General features: G+C 72.1%; 11 protein-coding genes. 8 read left to right on the top strand and 3 right to left on the bottom strand.

Going from position 1 to position 16,371, the window contains the following annotated elements:
• Window positions 1-340: 340 nt before the first annotated feature.
• On the top strand, window positions 341-1,285 hold the full coding sequence (locus WME98_RS25650; RefSeq protein ID WP_437953692.1) for a hypothetical protein: 945 nt from the start codon (window positions 341-343) through the stop codon (window positions 1,283-1,285).
• 47 nt (window positions 1,286-1,332) lie between these two features.
• Here the strand turns inward: WME98_RS25650 and WME98_RS25645 are convergent, their stop codons facing one another.
• A complete protein-coding gene (locus WME98_RS25645; RefSeq protein ID WP_437953691.1) occupies window positions 1,333-1,992 on the bottom strand; it encodes a hypothetical protein in 660 nt (219 codons plus the stop codon).
• 341 nt (window positions 1,993-2,333) lie between these two features.
• On the opposite strand from WME98_RS25645, the gene WME98_RS25640 reads away from it, so the two are divergent.
• The 6 genes from WME98_RS25640 to WME98_RS25615 all read left to right on the top strand — a co-directional run bounded on the left by WME98_RS25640 (window position 2,334) and on the right by WME98_RS25615 (window position 11,923).
• Window positions 2,334-4,523: a DUF362 domain-containing protein gene (locus tag WME98_RS25640; protein ID WP_437953690.1), complete on the top strand. Its 2,190-nt coding sequence runs from the start codon at window positions 2,334-2,336 to the stop codon at window positions 4,521-4,523.
• Window positions 4,524-4,666: 143 nt separating this feature from the next.
• The gene (locus WME98_RS25635; RefSeq protein WP_437953689.1) at window positions 4,667-5,323 is read left to right on the top strand and encodes a regulatory protein RecX; all 657 of its coding nucleotides are present in this window, start codon (window positions 4,667-4,669) and stop codon (window positions 5,321-5,323) included.
• A gap of 100 nt (window positions 5,324-5,423) precedes the next feature.
• Window positions 5,424-8,825 (top strand): ATP-binding response regulator, encoded by a 3,402-nt coding sequence (locus WME98_RS25630; protein WP_437953688.1) that lies wholly within the window; start codon window positions 5,424-5,426, stop codon window positions 8,823-8,825.
• A 373-nt stretch (window positions 8,826-9,198) separates the two neighbouring features.
• A complete protein-coding gene (locus WME98_RS25625; protein WP_020465086.1) occupies window positions 9,199-9,615 on the top strand; it encodes a GAF domain-containing protein in 417 nt (138 codons plus the stop codon).
• A gap of 63 nt (window positions 9,616-9,678) precedes the next feature.
• Complete coding sequence (locus WME98_RS25620) at window positions 9,679-10,935, top strand: radical SAM protein (protein WP_437953687.1); 1,257 nt, start codon at window positions 9,679-9,681, stop codon at window positions 10,933-10,935.
• A 517-nt stretch (window positions 10,936-11,452) separates the two neighbouring features.
• Window positions 11,453-11,923: a hypothetical protein gene (locus WME98_RS25615; protein ID WP_437953686.1), complete on the top strand. Its 471-nt coding sequence runs from the start codon at window positions 11,453-11,455 to the stop codon at window positions 11,921-11,923.
• A 23-nt stretch (window positions 11,924-11,946) separates the two neighbouring features.
• Here WME98_RS25615 and WME98_RS25610 read toward each other — a convergent pair whose 3' ends face one another.
• Window positions 11,947-12,081 (bottom strand): hypothetical protein, encoded by a 135-nt coding sequence (locus WME98_RS25610; RefSeq protein ID WP_437953685.1) that lies wholly within the window; start codon window positions 12,079-12,081, stop codon window positions 11,947-11,949.
• Window positions 12,082-12,361: 280 nt separating this feature from the next.
• Between WME98_RS25610 and WME98_RS25605 the strand changes: the two genes are divergently transcribed.
• A complete protein-coding gene (locus tag WME98_RS25605) occupies window positions 12,362-15,178 on the top strand; it encodes a YncE family protein (RefSeq protein WP_437953684.1) in 2,817 nt (938 codons plus the stop codon).
• On the opposite strand, the gene WME98_RS25600 is transcribed toward WME98_RS25605, so the two are convergent.
• Window positions 15,179-16,132 carry a S1 family peptidase gene (locus tag WME98_RS25600; RefSeq protein WP_437953683.1) on the bottom strand — a complete coding sequence of 318 codons (954 nt, stop codon included), beginning with the start codon at window positions 16,130-16,132 and terminating at the stop codon, window positions 15,179-15,181.
• Between the last annotated feature and the right edge of the window lie 239 nt (window positions 16,133-16,371).

Here is a 16,371-nt window from a genome sequence, read left to right as displayed (position 1 = left end):
GAGGAGCGAGCGTCGAGACTAGACGATTCACGACCGGCGGGGTCAACAGGAACGACGCGCCTCGTCCCGGCGCGACCGGCCCGCTCCCGCCGCCGCGGCGCCGCCGGCGCCCGCGCCGGGCGCCTCCGGGACCGCCGAGCCCGACGGAGCACGCAGCGAAGCAGACGAACCCGGCGGACGTCATTCCGTCGGCGCGGCCGGCGATCGTCCCACGGGCCTTCGCGCCCCGGCGCGGCAAAGGAGCTCCCGGGCAGCCCCGCGGGGCTCAGCAGCCGACAGCATGGAATAAAATCGCGGCGACCCCGATGCCGGTGATTCGTGGACGACACACCCTGTCGCCATGATTCGACTCGGCTACGTCTGTCAGTCGCTCGGAATGCCGGAGCCCTCGCTGAAGACCGCCCAGCTCGGGCGCTATCTGAAGGGCCTGGTCGATCTCACGCCGATCTACCGGTACAACGCCGAGTACGTCCGGCGGTCCGTGGCGCACTCGACCGGCCTCGGCTTCACGGCGCACCGCGTCTCCAGCGACCTCTTCCCGCTGCTCGACATCGCGCCGGGGGCGCGCATGCTGGTGCCGGATCTGCGCTCCGTCCGGCGCGCCGCCGAGCGGGGCGGCGTGCACCTGTCGAATCATCCGAGCCAGTTCGTGGTGCTCTCCTCACCGCACGAGGAGGTGCTGATGAACTCGCTCGCCGTCATGAACGACCAGGGCTGGGTCATGGATCTGCTCGGCGCGCAGGGCTCGATCACCCTGCACGGCGGCGGCGTCCACGGCGATCGCGAGCGCACCGCCGCACGGCTGCGGGCGGGCATCGCCCGGCTCGCGCCGCCGGCGCTCGCGCGGCTCGCGCTCGAGAACGACGAGCGCTGCTGGACGGTGCCCGAGCTGCTCGAGGCCACCGGGGGCGAGGTGCCCATCGTGTTCGACAACCTGCACTGGGCCGCGAACCCGCGGAGCGCGCCCTTCGAGGTGGAGCTCGAGCGCGCCCTCCGCACCTGGCCGGCCGATCGGGTGCCCGAGCTCCATTACAGCGAGCAGTGCAACGGCAAGCTGGCCGGGGCGCACGCCGAGCACATCACCGGGCGCGGGCTGCTCCGCTTCTGCGAGGAGGTCGCGGCGGCGTCGGGCGGCCGCGAGGTGGCGATCCTCGTGGAGGCGAAGCAAAAGGATCTCGCCCTCATCCGCGCCCTCGGCGAGCTGACGAGACGGCAGCGGGCGCGGCTCGAGATGCTCGTCCCGGGGCTCTCCGTCGCGCGGCCGCTGCAGGCGTGCTCCGCGTGATCGCGGGCCAGCAGCCGGCCTGGAGCGGCTCCCGCGCGCGCCGCGGCTCACCGCTTCGTGAGCCGCATGTAGCTCTTCCCCGCCCCCGGAGCGCCGCCGTCCTCCCCGGCCTGGATGGCCATCGTCAGCGAGGATCCCTCCACGCAGAACGGCACCTCCTCCGCCGCCTCGCCGTCCGCCTGGACCGTCAGGCTCGAGCCCGAGACCGACCAGGTGCCCGCCCCCGTCGTGGTGGTCCCCTCGAGGACCAGGGTGCACGCGCAGCCCTGGCCCGCGGCCGCGCACGACGCCGATGCGAAGGGCGCGACGCCTTGCGCCAGGAGCTCCTGCATGACCTCGTCGAGCTGCGCGCACGTGAGCGTGACGCCGTCCATGGTCAGGCACGACGGCGGATACACGACCTTCATCGGCCCTTCCATCGTGGATGTCGTGACATAGGTGCTGTCGGGCTTGAACTCGGCCGTTCCGACCATCTCGACGCCGCTGATATCGATCCTTGCGTCGCAGCTCTCGGTGAGCTCCGCGAACATCGAGGGGTCGAGGCACGTCTCCTCGATGGTCCACGATCCGGTCGGGTCCCCGCCGCACGCCGCGAAGTCTCCGCAGGCGGCGCCCCCGCCATCGCTGTCGCCGTCGTCGCCGCACGCGGACAGCGAGAGCAGGGATGCCACGAGCAGGATTGAGCACGTAGAAAAGCGGGATTTCATCGGTTCCTCCAGGAAGGGTCGTCAAGAGAGCCCCAGGCCCCGCCGCGCGCGGCGCGGCGGCTGTCATGGCAGGGGAAGCCGCGCCTCCGAGCGCGCCGTCACGGCAGCGCGGCTTCCGGACGACAAGGAATCGAGGCTCGTCCTCTGTACGCATCCGGGCGGCGGATCCCTTCCCACCTTGCACATCGCCCCGCCGGGTCGGTCGCCGGAGCGGGCGTCATCGTTCATCCATCCCGCGCGCGCCGTTCCAGGCACGCATCCGGCGACCGCGCGGCGAGGCGCGAGCCCCTCGACGTTCTGCCTTCACCCGGGCGCCGTTTCGCTCCATCGTGCTCGCGAGGATGAACCGGATACCGACGTTCCACGGCCGCCGAGCACGGCGGTCTCCCCGCGCGATCGCGGCGCTCCCGGCGCTGCTCGCCCTGCTCTCGGGCTGCGAGGACCCGCAGCCCCAGCCGGCCGCCGCGCAGCCTGCGCCCGACGCGGCGCCGCCGGCCTCGGTCGCCGCGCCCGCGCCGGCGGCGAGCGCCTCCTCGTTCGCCGCCGCCTCCGCGCACCCGGCCGTGCCCACGGCCGTGCCCGCCGCGTCGAGCGACGTCGTCGCGGGCGCCTCGCAGCGGTACGACCCCGGCCCCTCGGTCATCGCGTCGGACAGCATCGACGGCGCCGCCCTCCGGAAGCGGCACGTCGAGCGCCTCAAGGCCGACGGCTCGCCCGTCACCGTGCTCCGCGGCCAGGGGCCCCTGGAGCTCGGCAAGCGCATCTGCGAGGCGGTGGTGCCCCGCCGGCCCCCGGCGACTCCCGTGCTCCTCAAGCCGAACCTCTGCGGGTTCGACAGCGTGAAGGACCCGGCCAAATCGAAGGGCGACGACGGCGTGACCGGCCGCATCACGCAGCCGGAGTTCGTCCGCGGCGTCGTCCAGTGCCTCAAGGCGCGCGGGCACACGAAGATCACGATCGCCGAGGGATGCGGCCACTCCCACAAGTTCTGGAAGGATCTCGTCCAGCGGACCGGCTACGAGGCGATGGCCGCCGAGGAGGGCGCCGCGCTCGTCGCCATGGACGACGACGGGGTCTTCGACGTCGCCGGCGACAAACCCGGAAAGCCCCTCGCGATCCGCGGCATCGAGGCGAGCCACGTCCCGACGCTGCTCATGCCCAAGGTGCTCGCCGAGCACCTCGATCGCGGGCTGTTCCTGTCGCTCCCGCGGCTCAAGATGCACCGGTATTCGGTCATCTCGGCCGGCATCAAGGGCATGCAGGGCACGGTCATGCTGTCGGACAGCGCGCCGGCCTACAAGCAGAAGTGGCGAATGCACCGCGAGCTCAAGCCCTACCTGGACGCGAAGGCCGCCGGCCAGGAGGACCGCGCGCTCTACCTGTCGTCGCTCCGCGTCTTCGCCGAGCGGATGGTCGACGTGCTCGAGATCTCGACGCCGGACGCCGTGCTCGGCGACGGCGCGCCGGCGATGGGCGGCGACGGCTTCCAGGTCCTGCGCCCCACCGCGGAGATGGTGGCGGTCGGCGGCACGAACCCGGTGCGGGTCGACCGGGTGGTGGCCGAGCTCCTCGGCGTGTGGAACAGCCCGGCGCTCGCGCGCGAGCTCGGCGGCCACCGGACATCGCCGCTCATCGACGCGGCGGCGAAGCGCTTCGGGCTCGATCTCAAGACGACGCCGATCGCGGGAGACGGCGCCGACCTCCTGAAGGCCCCGAGGCCGGTCCACTACAAGGCGATGGCGCCCTTCCGGCTCGACTGGGAGCCCGGGCAAGCGCCCTTGCCGGGCGGCGGGCCCGCCAGGGGGTCGGAGCCCGCCCCGCCCCCGCGAGCGGCGCCCGGGGGCGCGCCAGACGGCGGGACCGCCGCGCCAGATGGCGGGACGGCCGTGGGCCCGGCGAAGCCGGAGGCGCGCGCGGCTCGGCTCCCGCCCGGAGAGCGGGTCGTGCTCGACGGCAAGGCGGACGACCCGGCCTGGGGCCGCGCGACGGCCGTCGCGTGGGACACCGATTACGCCGGCGAGCGCACCGGGTTCCCCACGCGGGCGCGCTTCCTCTGGTCCGAGGCGGGGCTCCACGCGCTCTTCGAGCTCTCGAACGCGGGGCTCAACACGGATCGATCGAAGCCGGTCGGCGAGGAGCGGAAGGGGCTTTACAGGGAAGACTGCATCGAGCTGTTCCTGACGCCGGACCCGGGCGCGCCGAAGCGGTATTTCGAGGTGGAGATCGGGCCGTTCGGTCACTTCTTCGATATCGCCGTCGACCGCGGCGCGCGCCTGGAAGACACGGCGTGGTCGAGCGGCGCGACGATCGCGGCGCGCCAGAGCGCGGAGCAGCGCACGGCGGTCATCGAGGCGCTGCTCGCGGCGCCGGAGATCGTGAAGGCGCTCGCCCCGAACGCGCGGCTGCCCATGAATCTTTACCGGACGGAGGGCAAGGAGCCGCGGCGCTACCTCGCGTGGAGCCCGCCCCGCACGAGCAAGCCGAACTTCCATGTCCCCGAGGCGTTCGGCGTGCTCGTGCTCGACCCCTGACGCGACCGCCGAGCGACCGATCACCGGGCGGCTGGCCGCGGCGGCCGCCGGGGCCTACCGGACCGCGGTGGTCTCCGGGCCCACCGGGCGCCGGGCGAAGCGCGCTTGCGGCCCGCGCGGGCTGCGCCATCGTGCTCCCGCGCATGCCGATCATCACGGGGATCGTCCCCTCGCCAGACACGCCAGGCCACGTCGTCATCCTTGTCGACGGGGTCGCCTTCGCCACCGTCCCCGAGGCGAGCGCCGCGGGCCTCGCGCCCGGGCAGGACAGCGCCGCCGCCGCGGCAGAGCCGCCCCGGAAGGCCGCCGCGGGCGAGCAGAAGACCTACGATCGGGCGCTGCGGCTCCTGTCGTTCCGGGCGCGGTCGGCCAGGGAGCTGGAGAAGCGCCTGATCGAGAAGGGCGAGCCCCGGGAGCACGTGGCGACCGCGATCGCGCGGCTCTCGGCGAATGGGCTCCTCGACGACGCGCGCTTCGCCGAGGCGAAGGCCCGCTCCGGCATCGTGGGCAAGCCGCGCTCGCGCCGCAGGATCGAGCAGGACCTGGCCCGGAAGGGCGTCGCGCGCGACGTGGCCGAGGCGGCGATCCGGCGGGTCATGGCCGACGAGGGGACGGATGAGCTCGCCGTCGCCGAGCGGGCGGCGCGCAAGAAGCTTCGCTCCCTCTCTGGCCTCGATCCGATGGAACAGCGGCAGAAGCTCTACGCGTTCCTGGCGCGGCAAGGCTACGCGCCCGACGTCGTGCGCCGGGCGCTCCGCGGGGTGCTCGACGCGCCGCCGCCCGAGGACGAGGGCGCGTAGCGCGGCTGCCCCGTTCCCCGCGCCCCGGGCCGCCGTTTCACCCGGAGCGCACCGGTCTTTCTGCTCTTCTCCGGCCACCTTCCCCACGCTACAAGGAGCCATGTCGCTCAAGCAGGAGGGCCCGCCTCCCGATCGCGCCGACGCCGTGCTCGCCGGCGGAGGAGAGATGGGCGCGCGCATGCGCGCGATCGACTGGTCGAAGACGCCGCTCGGCCCGGTCGCGTCGTGGCCGCAGAGCCTGAAAACGTGCGTGCGCATCATCCTGACCTCGCGCCAGCCGATGTTCGTCTGGTGGGGCGACGCGCTCATCAACCTCTACAACGACGCTTACAAGTCGATCGTCGGCGGCAAGCACCCCGAGGCGCTCGGGCAGCCCGCGTCCGTGGTCTGGCGCGAGATCTGGGGCCAGGTCGGGCCGCGCGCCGCGTCGGCGATGCGCCGCGACGAGGGCACCTACGACGAGGCGCTCCTCCTCATCATGGAGCGGCACGGCTACCAGGAGGAGACGTATTACACGTTCTCCTACAGCCCGGTGCCGAACGATCAGGGCGGGACCGGCGGGATCATCTGCGCCAACACCGACGACACGCAGCGCATCATCGGGGAGCGGCAGCTGGCGCTCCTCCGCGACCTCGCGGCGCAGACCGCGAACGCGCGCACGTGGGAGGACGCGTGCGCGCACAGCGCGCGCTCGCTCGCGACCGACGCCAAGGATATCCCGTTCGCGCTCATCTACGTCATCGACGCCGACAAGCAGCGCATGCAGCTCGCCGGGACCACCGGGATCGCGCGCGGCCACGCCGCGGCCCCGGAGACGATCGCGCTCGCGGAGGGGTCGCTCTGGCCGGTGGCCGAGGTGCTGCGCGGGCACGAGGCCTGCCGGGTCGTCGATCTGCCGCCGGACCTCCCGGATCTCCCGACCGGCGCGTGGCCGAGGCCGCCGGCGAAGGCCGCCCTGCTCACGATCTCCCCGTCGGGCGAGACCGGGCGCGCGGGGGTCCTGATCGTCGGGTTGAATCCGTTCCGCCTCCTCGACGACAACTACCGCGGCTTCCTCCACCTCGCGGCCGGCCAGATCTCGGCCGGCATCGCCAACGCGCAGGCCTACGAGGAAGAGAGGCGGCGGGCGGAGGCCCTCGCCGAGCTCGATCGCGCGAAGACGACCTTCTTCAGCAACGTGAGCCACGAGTTCCGCACGCCCCTCACCCTGATGCTCGGGCCGCTCGAGGACGCGCTCGCGTCCTCGAAACGGAGCCTGTCGGGCGCCGATCTCGACACCGCCTACCGCAACGCGATCCGCCTCCTCAAGCTGGTGAACGCGCTGCTCGACTTCTCGCGCATCGAGGCGGGCCGGATCCAGGCGTCTTACGAGCCGACCGACCTGTCCGCGCTCACCGCGGACCTCGCCAGCGCCTTCCGCTCCGCGATGGAGCGGGCGGGCCTCGCGTTCGAGGTCGACTGCCCGCCGCTGTCCGAGCCCGTCTATGTCGATCACGACATGTGGGAGAAGATCGTGCTCAACCTCCTCTCGAACGCGCTCAAGTTCACGTTCGAGGGCACGATCGCGCTCTCGCTCCGCGCTCACGGCGGTCGCGTCGACCTCACCGTGAGGGACACGGGGACGGGCATCCCGGATCACGAGCTCTCGCACCTGTTCAGGCGGTTCCATCGCGTCCAGGGGGCGCGGTCCCGCACCCACGAAGGGTCCGGGATCGGGCTCGCGCTCGTCCACGAGCTCGTCCGGCTGCACGGCGGGACGATCCAGGTCGCGAGCAAGGTCGCCGAGGGCACGTCGTTCACGATCTCCATTCCCCTCGGGACCGCGCACCTCCCGCAGGACCGCGTGAACGCCCGGCGGACGCTCGTGTCGACGGCGACGGGCGCGGCGCCCTTCGTGCACGAGGCGCTGCGCTGGCTGCCCGGGGCGGAGCCCGACAACGACGTCGCTCCCCTCGCGCCGGCGGGGCTGACCTCGCCGGTCGACGCCGCGCTCGCGGCGGGCCCGGCGGCGCGGGTCCTCCTCGCGGACGACAACGCCGACATGCGCGACTACGTCGGGCGCGTGCTGCGCGAGCGGTGGACGGTCGAGGCGGTCGCCGACGGCGTCGCGGCGCTCGAGTCGGCGCGCGCGTGCCCGCCGGATCTCGTGCTCACCGACGTGATGATGCCGAACCTCGACGGGTTCGGCCTGCTGCGCGCGCTGCGCGCCGACGAGCGCACGAGGAGCATCCCGGTGATCATGCTCTCCGCCCGCGCGGGCGAGGAGTCGCGGGTCGAGGGGCTCGAGGCGGGCGCGGACGACTACCTCGCGAAGCCGTTCTCCGCGCGCGAGCTCGTCGCCCGGGTGGCGACGCACCTCCAGATCGCGCGCCTGCGGGCGGCGGCCGAGCGCGAGCGCGAGAAGCTGTACGACCTCTTCATGCAGGCGCCGGTCCCCATCGCGGTGTTCGTCGGCCCCGAGCACGTCTACGAGGTCGCGAACCCGCCGTACTGCGAGATGCTCGGCCGGACGGAGATCGTCGGCAAGAGCGTGCGCGACGTGTTCCCGGAGATCGGCGAGCACGAGGTGATCGCGACCCTGGATCGTGCGCTGAAGAGCGGTCAGCCGCTGCACATCATCGAGCTGAACATCCCTATCGTGCGCGGCGGCGTGGCGAGCGACGCCTTCTTCAACTACGTCGCGCAGCCGATCCGCGACCCGTCCGGCGCCGTCACGGGCGTCATGGTGGTCGCCTTCGAGGTGACCGATCAGGTGCTCGCGCGGCGCCGCATCGAGCAGCTGAGCCAGCACCGCGAGGAGCTCATCGCCGCGCTCGCGAAGACGAACCAGGAGCTCGACCAGTTCGCCTACGTCGCCTCGCACGACCTCAAGGCGCCTCTCCGGGGGATCGCGAACCTGTCGGAGTGGATCGAGGAGTCGCTCACGGGAAAGATGGATGACGAGACGCAGGAGCAGATTCACCTCCTGCGCGGGCGGGTGCGCCGCCTGGAGGCGCTCATCGACGGGATCCTCCACTACTCGCGGGCGGGGCGCGTGCGCGGCGACACGGTCAGCGTCGATACCGGCCAGCTGCTCGCCGAGGTCGTCGAGCTGCTCTCGCCGCCGGCGGGCGCCCGGATCGAGATCGCCCCCGGGATGCCGACGATCCTCACGGAGCGCGTCCCGATGCAGCAGGTGTTTCAGAACCTCATCAGCAACGCCCTGAAGCACGCGCGCCGGAGCGACCCGCGGGTCGAGGTGACCTGCAAGGACGCCGGGGCCTTTTACGAGTTCGCCGTCACGGACAACGGGCCCGGCATCGCGCCCGAGTACCATGGTCGCATCTGGGACCTGTTTCAGACGCTCGAGTCGCGCGACAAGGTGGAGGGCACCGGGATCGGGCTCTCGGTCGTGAAGAAGGCCGTGGAGAGCCGCGGCGGGAGCGTGGGTGTCACGTCGCGCCCCGGCGAGGGAGCGACGTTCTTCGTGCGCTGGCCGAAGCGCGCGAAGGAGGAGGCGTGAGCGCGCGCTAGAGCGGTTTTCGCTCGGGTTTCGTGCAGGCGTCTCTCGTCTTCCGTCCCCCGTCTCCCGTCTCCCGTCTTCCGTCCCCCCTCTCCCGTCTCTCGTCTTCCGTCTTCCGTCCCCCCTCTCCCGTCTCTCGTCTTCCGTGCTCGTCCTTCGTGCGCGTGCGCGTGCGCGCTGACTCCGAAGAATCGCGCACGCGCACGCGCACGAAGGACGAAGGACGAAGGACGAAGGACGAAGGACGAAGGACGAAGGACGAAGGACGAAAGACGAAGGACGAAAGACGAAAGACGAAGGACGAAAGACGGATGACGGGGGCGAGCGAATCCTCGCGGTTGACGCACGCGCCGCGCCGGTCGAGGGTGCGGGCATGCATGCGCGCCAAGCGTCGTTCGAGCCGTGGCTGCGGAGCTTCGTCGCCGAGAACGGGGGCATCGCCGGGACGGTGCACCTCGTCGAGGGCGACGCGCTCGCGCTGGCCGCGGCCGTGAACATCCCGGAGAAGGTGCAGGAGATCACGCGCCTCGTCCCGCGCGGCAAGGGCATGGCCGGGCTCGCCTGGGAGCGCGGCCAGCCCGTGCAGACGTGCAACCTGCAGACGGACACCTCCGGCGACGTGCGGCCGGGCGCCAGGGCGGTCGCGGCGCAGGCCGCGGTGGCCCTGCCGGTGCGCGACGCCTCGGCGAGCGTGCGCGCCGTCGTGGGGATCGCGTTCGCCGGCGAGCGCGAGCTCGGCGAGGACGAGCTCGCCAGGCTCGCCGAGGGCGCGGGCGCGCTGCCGGCCTGACCGTTCGTCCAGGGCGCCGGCCCTTGTCTTTCGCGGCGCCGATGCGAGGATGGGCGCCTTCCCATGGAGACGAACGGCGAGAGCGCCCCGGAAGCAGCGATGGGCGATCCGCTCGACCCGGACTGCCGCCCACACGTCCGCGTCGAGGACCTCGTGCGCGGCGCGGCGCCCGCCGGCGAGCGCGCCCCCGCCGACGCGGGCGCGGGCTGCGCCGGCGGCGAGCGCGCCCCCGCCGAGCCCGTCGCGGGCGGCGCGCCCGGCGAGCCGCTCACGGCGAAGCTCGCCCGCCGCACGGTGCCCGGCGAGCTCTACGAACGAGGGCCCGAAGAGGGGTATCTCCGGTGCACCGCGTGCGCGCACCGCTGCGTCCTCTCGCCGGGGCGCGCGGGCGCGTGCGGGATCCGCTTCGAGCAGGGCGGCGAGCTCCGCGTCCCGTTCGGCTACGTCGCTCGCCACTACGTGCGATCGGTCGAGACGAACACGATCTTCCACGTGCGCCCCGGCGCGCGGTCGCTCACCTTCGGGATGTTCGGGTGCGACCTGCGGTGTCCTTATTGCCAGAACTGGAAGGTCTCGCAGGCGCTGCGCGAGCCCGAGGGCGACGGCGAGCCGATCGACATCAGCGCCGCGGATCTGGTCGAGACGGCCGTCGCCGCCGGCTGCGGGGTCCTCGCCAGCGCCTACAACGAGCCGATGATCACGGCCGAGTGGGCGCGCGCGGTGTTCACCGAGGCGCGGCGGCGGGGGCTCGTCACGGCGCTCATCTCGGACGGCAACACGACCCCCGAGGCGCTCGCGTACATGCGCCCGGTCACCGACGTGTTCCGCGTCGACCTGAAGGGGTGGAGCGCCGACCAGTACCGGACGCTCGGCGGCCGCGTGGAGCCGGTGCTCGCGGCGATCGGCGAAGCCCGCCGCCTCGGCTACTGGGTGGAGGTCGTGACGCTCGTCGTCCCGGGCTTCAACGACAAGGCGGACGGCCTCCGCGCCCTCGGCGCCGAGATCGCCCGCGTCGATCCCGACATCCCCTGGCATCTCAACGCCTTTTACCCGCGCTACAAGATGCGCGATCGCCTGACGACCGACCCGGCGTTCCTCGTGGACGTGGCCGGCGTCGCGTACGCGCGCGGCATGCGGTACGTCTACGTCAGCAACGTGGCCGACCGCGTGCGCGAGCTCTCGCACACCCGCTGCCCGAGCTGTTACGAGGTCGTGGTGCGGCGGTTCAACTACGAGACGCAGGAGGTCCTCCTCTCCGGCGGCGCGTGCCCGGCGTGCGGGACGCGCGTGCCCGGCCTGTGGGGGCCGGCGGCCGCGTAGCGCTGCCCCGCCGGCCGCGCTCCACCGGTGGGGCGCAGCCCGGAGCCGTCCCGGCATGTTGCCGAACGATTTCCGTCTCGTTCCATCAGAGGCCCAGTCCGGAGACCCGGGACTCCGCAGCGCATATTGCGTCCGGGCGGAACTCCTCCGATCGCGCTGGGCTCGATGCCGGTCTGGCAGCGCGGACGGCTGACGCGTAGTCCGGCTGACCCGCCGAGTCCGCCGCCCCGGCTGGCCGGACTGGCCGGCCATTTCAATGGCCCATTGGCCGGCCAGTCCGGCCAGCGCGAGTGCCCGTTTCCGCCGGGGAAAATTCGAAGGATGGTTCTCGCCGCGTCGGCGCGTATGGTAATTTATGAGCATGTCGTCGCCGTCCGAACGTCTTGCTCAGATCCTCAGGGAAGGCCGATTCGTCGCGACTCGCGAGCTCGGCGAAGAGTGCGCTGCGGAGCTCCACACGCACGCCAAGGAGAGGTATCTCGCGCTGGAGGCGACGATACCTGAGTTCCAGAGCAGCATGAGCCGCAAGCTCTTCGAGCTCGGCCCGCCGGTGCTCGCGATCTACCAGGCGCTCCTGCACGACCTCGGCGTGGACCGGGGGCCGGCCCTGCGCCTCGCCGAGGACATGCTGCTCGCGTTCTACCGCAAGCAGCTGGACCGGAGCCCGCTCCTCGGCGCCGCGATGGATATGGTGTTCCGGCTGGAGCCCGCGCGGCGCCTGATCATGAAGAGCACGGCCCCGGGCTCGCCGGGCGGCTCCCGCTTCGACAAGGTCAGCGACGCCGGCGCGCGCCTCGCCTCCGGCGCGCGCGAGTGCCCGCTCGTGGCCTTTGCGAGGCGGCACGGCGCGCCGGAGATCGTCGCCATGATCGGCCAGCTCGACGACCTCAGGGCGAGCGCGCCCCGCGGCATCGCGCTCCGCCGCACCGGCGCGCTCGATATGGGCGCCGAGCGCGGCGGCTTCCGGTACGTGACGGGAAAGAAGTAGCGCCCCCCGCCCGGGCGCCCCGCTCAGGCGTCGTCGACCCCTCCGGCGCCGACCGCCTCTCCCTCGTTCTTCCAGCCCCCCTCCTGCGCCCGCCAGCGGGTCGTGGTCAACTTTGCCCAGGGAGAGTCCACATGAAGGCGGGAAGGCGGGAAGATCATTCATGTTTTCTTCCCGCCTTCCCGCCTTCATGTTCAAATTTGACCACGACCCGCCAGCGCTCCGGCGCCGGCGCCCGTCACGCCCGCGCCGTCGGGTCGAACGCTGGCCCGCCGAGCCCACCGCCGCGGAAGGCAATAGCGCGCGTGGGACAGCGCACACATTTCACCATTGAAACCTTCGCGCCGATTCGTGGATCTCAGGAGAGCGTGGTTGTGTTAATCGATCGATGATCGCCCGATCTCCGATCGCTCCCTGAAGTCGCTTGCTCGAGGAGGCCCCATGAAGTCACCGTTCGCTCTGCGAAGGGTCGCCGCCGGACTTTTGTCCGCTGCGGCGGCCACGACCGTCTTCGCGTCCAGCGCTCCTTCGCTGGCCGGCTCAACCACGCTCTTCGAGAGCGGGCAGGTGCGCCCGCTCGCGCTGTCTCCCAGCGGAAATCTGCTGTTCGCGCTCAACACGCCGGACGGCCGCCTCGAGGTCTTCCGCGTGCGCGACGGCGCGCTCGTCCACCGGAGCTCGATCCCGGTCGGGCTCGAGCCGGTCGCCGTGGCGGCGCGGAGCGACACGGAGGTATGGGTCGTGAACCACCTGTCGGACAGCGTGAGCGTCGTCCAGCTCTCCCCCGGCGGTCACGGCGGCCGCGTCGAGCGCACGCTGCTCGTGGGCGACGAGCCGCGAGACATCGTGTTTGCCGGCCCGGGGCGGCGCCGCGCCTTCATCACGGCCGCGCACCGCGGCCAGAACAACCCGAACGACCCGCAGCTCACGACGCCCAGCGTGGGCCGGGCCGACGTCTGGGTGTTCGACGCGAACCACCTCGGCACGTCGCTCGGCGGCGCGCCGCTCACCATCCTCACCCTCTTCACGGACACGCCGCGCGCGCTCGCCGCCACGCCCGACGGCGCCCGCGTCTACGCCGCCGGCTTCCATTCGGGCAACCAGACCACCGTCATCACCGAGCTGCTCGTGCCCGACCAGAGCGCGCCGGGCCCGGCCACCAACGCGGACGGCGACCCGGCGCCCCCGGTCAGCCTCATCGTCAAGTTCGACGGCGCGCACTGGGTCGACGAGCTCGGCAACCCCTGGGACTACCGGGTGAAGCTCTCGCTGCCCGACAAGGACGTGTTCGCCATCGACGCGATGGCGAGCCCCCCGCGGCCCGTCGCCGGGCCCTCGGGGGTCTTCACCGGCGTCGGGACGATCCTCTTCAACATGGTCGTCAACCCGGCGAACGGGAAGGTCTACGTCTCCAACACCGACGCGAGGAACGAGCAGCGGTTCGAGGGCCCGGGCGACTTCGCCGGGCAGAGCCTGCGGGGCCACCTGCACGAGAGCCGGATCACGGTGCTCCGCCAGAGCGGCGCGCCGCGCGTCGCCCCGCGGCACCTCAACAAGCACATCGACTACTCGGTCTGCTGCGCCCCGACGCCGAACGCGGACAGCGAGGCGAGCCTGGCCCAGCCGGTCGACATGGCCGTCACGAGCGACGGCGCGACGCTCTATGTGGCCGCGCTCGGCTCGAGCAAGGTCGGCGTGTTCAGCACGGCCGCGCTCGAGGCCGACACGTTCGTGCCCGACGCGGCCGACCACATCGAGGTGAGCGGCGGCGGCCCGTCGGGCCTCGCGCTCGACGAGGCGCGCGGCCAGCTGTTCGTGCTGACCCGCTTCGACAACGCCATCTCGATCATCGACACCGCCACCGGCGCCGAGACGGCGCACGTCGCGATGTACAGCCCCGAGCCGCCGAGCGTCACGCTCGGGCGGAGGTTCCTCTACGACGCGCGATCGAGCTCGGCGCACGGCGACTCCTCGTGCGCGAGCTGCCATATCTTCGGCGACTTCGACAGCCTCGGGTGGGATCTCGGCAATCCGGACGCGGCGGTCACGGCCAACCCGGGCCCGTTCGTCGGCCCGCTGCTCAACCTGTTCACGCAGCAGCCGATGCCGAAGGAGTTCCACCCGATGAAGGGCCCGACCACGACCCAGAGCCTGCGCGGCATGGCGAACCACGGGCCCATGCACTGGCGCGGCGATCGCACGGGCGGCAACGACGCCCCGACCGCCCAGCCGGACAGCGGCTCGTACGACGAGCGCGCCGCATTCCTGAAGTTCCAGGCCGGCTTCACCGACCTGCTCGGCCGGAGCGGCCCGATCCCGGCCGCCGACATGGAGGCGTTCGCGGACTTCATCCTCCAGGTGACGTATCCGCCCAACCCGATCCGCCGCCTGGACAACGCGCTCACGCCGGATCAGCAAGCCGGGCGCGACACCTTCTTCGACAGCAACCTGGACGGGACCGCCATCTGCAACGGCTGCCACGTCCTCGACCCGGACAGCAACCCCGGCACGGACAGGCCCGGCTTCTTCGGCACCGACGGCAACATGACGTTCGACTTCCAGCCGCAGCTCATGAAGACGCCGCACCTGCGCAACCTGTACCAGAAGGTCGGGATGTTCGGGATGGAAGCCCCGGATTTCGGCATCCTGCCGGGCGACAACGCGCACAAGGGAGATCAGGTGCGGGGGTTCGGCTTCCTGCACGACGGGAGCTTCGATACGCTGTTCCGGTTCTTCCGCGGGATGGGGTTCTCGCCGTTCACGGGCTTCACGAACCAGTTTGGCACCTTCCCCGACAACCCCGACGGCCTGCCGGACTCGCCGGCGGGCGACGCGGTCCGCCGGCAGCTCGAGGCGTTCCTCCTCGCCTTCGACTCGAACCTGGCGCCGATCGTAGGCCAGCAGGTGACCCTGAGCTGGGACAACCAGGCCGCCGCCGGGCCGCGCGTCGATCTCCTGATCCAGCGGGCCAATGCGGGCGAGTGCGACCTCATCGCGAAGAGCCACGTGATCTTGCAGGAGATCGGCTTCCTCTACACCGGCGCCGGGAAGTTCGCCGCCGACCGGCTGGCGCTGCCGCCGATCCCGGACGCCGTGCTCCGCCAGATCGCCGTCGCGACGGGGCGCCCGCTGACGTACACGTGCACGCCGCCGGGCTCGGGCTACCGCGCCGGCATCGATCGCGACGAGGACGGCTTCCTCGACGGCGACGAGCGGGGCGCCGGCAGCGACCCGGCGGACCCCTCGGACACGCCCTGATCACTCCTCCGCCCCATCGTCGCCGAGCGCGCAATCCGGGTCGGGCGGGGACACGCAGGCGAGCGCGCACACCCCGTCTGCGCCGCAGTGGCGGTCGGCGCAGTCCGGGTCGACGAGATCGGGGCCGACATCGCAGGATGCGTCGCAGAGGCCGTCCGCGCGGCATGGGTTGTCCGCCTCGAACTCGTCGATCGTCGGCTGGATGAACCGGGAGATCTGGTCGTAATCGGTGCGCGCCTGCACCCCGTCGAGGGTGCAGGGATCGTCGCCGAACGACGTCACGCCGGCGTGGCGCTCGACGCCCCGCCGCACGAGGAACGCCGGACCTCCGGAGTCGCCGGCGCACGTGTTCCTGGCGGGGACCTGGTAATAGAACTGGGTCTCGTCGATCGTCCCCGGCGTCCCGCCGACCTGAGCGGGGCCGATCGCCAGGATGGGAAACGTCGCGGCGCGTCGCATGCCGAACCCTGTCCCGGCGACCCCGTCGGAGACGCCATAACCGACGAAGGTGTAGTCCGGCCCGATGTACCAGCCGCTGTTGTCCATCGACTCGCGCAGGAGCGGCGCAGGCTGCACGGGCGCGTCGCTCTCCAGCTTGAGGAGGGTGAGGTCGTTCTTGAGGGTGCCCGGGTCGTACTCGGGGTGGCGCCTCGACGTTTCGACCTGCACGCTCGCCGAGCGCCGCCCGAGGTTCGTGCCGAAGAAGACCCGCGTGAGCCCGCCGTAGCAGTGTCCCGCCGTGATCACGGTGCGCCGGGAGATCACGGTCCCGCTGCAGTACGCCCGGCCGCGATTGCCCACGCCCACGACATAGGCGTGCGCTGTGTCCACAGCGCCTCCGACGATGCGCTGTCGGGACGTGAGCAACGGTTGCTCGCCCTCATCCCCAGCTTGCGTATCTGCGCAGCCGAGCCCGCCGAGGCACAGGATCGCGATCAGGATAGCATTCTTCATACTGCCACCTTTCCGTCTACAAATGATGTCTACAACGGCCATGGCGTGAGGACGCACACAGTCTTTGCGCTGCCCGGGCCCACGGGTGGGTGGAGGGCATAACAAGCGTGGTGCCAGCGCGGTGCTCGGCGCGCCTCCGAGCCTCCGAGCCGGATCCACGCGCGGTGGGGGCCTGGAAATGGCGCGCGAGCGGGGGATCTCGCCGGGTCGCGTCCTGGAATGGCGCGCGAGGGGCGAGA

Origin of the sequence: Sorangium sp. So ce296, from assembly GCF_051529605.1 — a bacterium.
GTDB lineage: Bacteria > Myxococcota_A > Polyangia > Polyangiales > Polyangiaceae > Sorangium > Sorangium cellulosum_D.
This window is presented reverse-complemented; position numbering and strand designations above follow the sequence as displayed.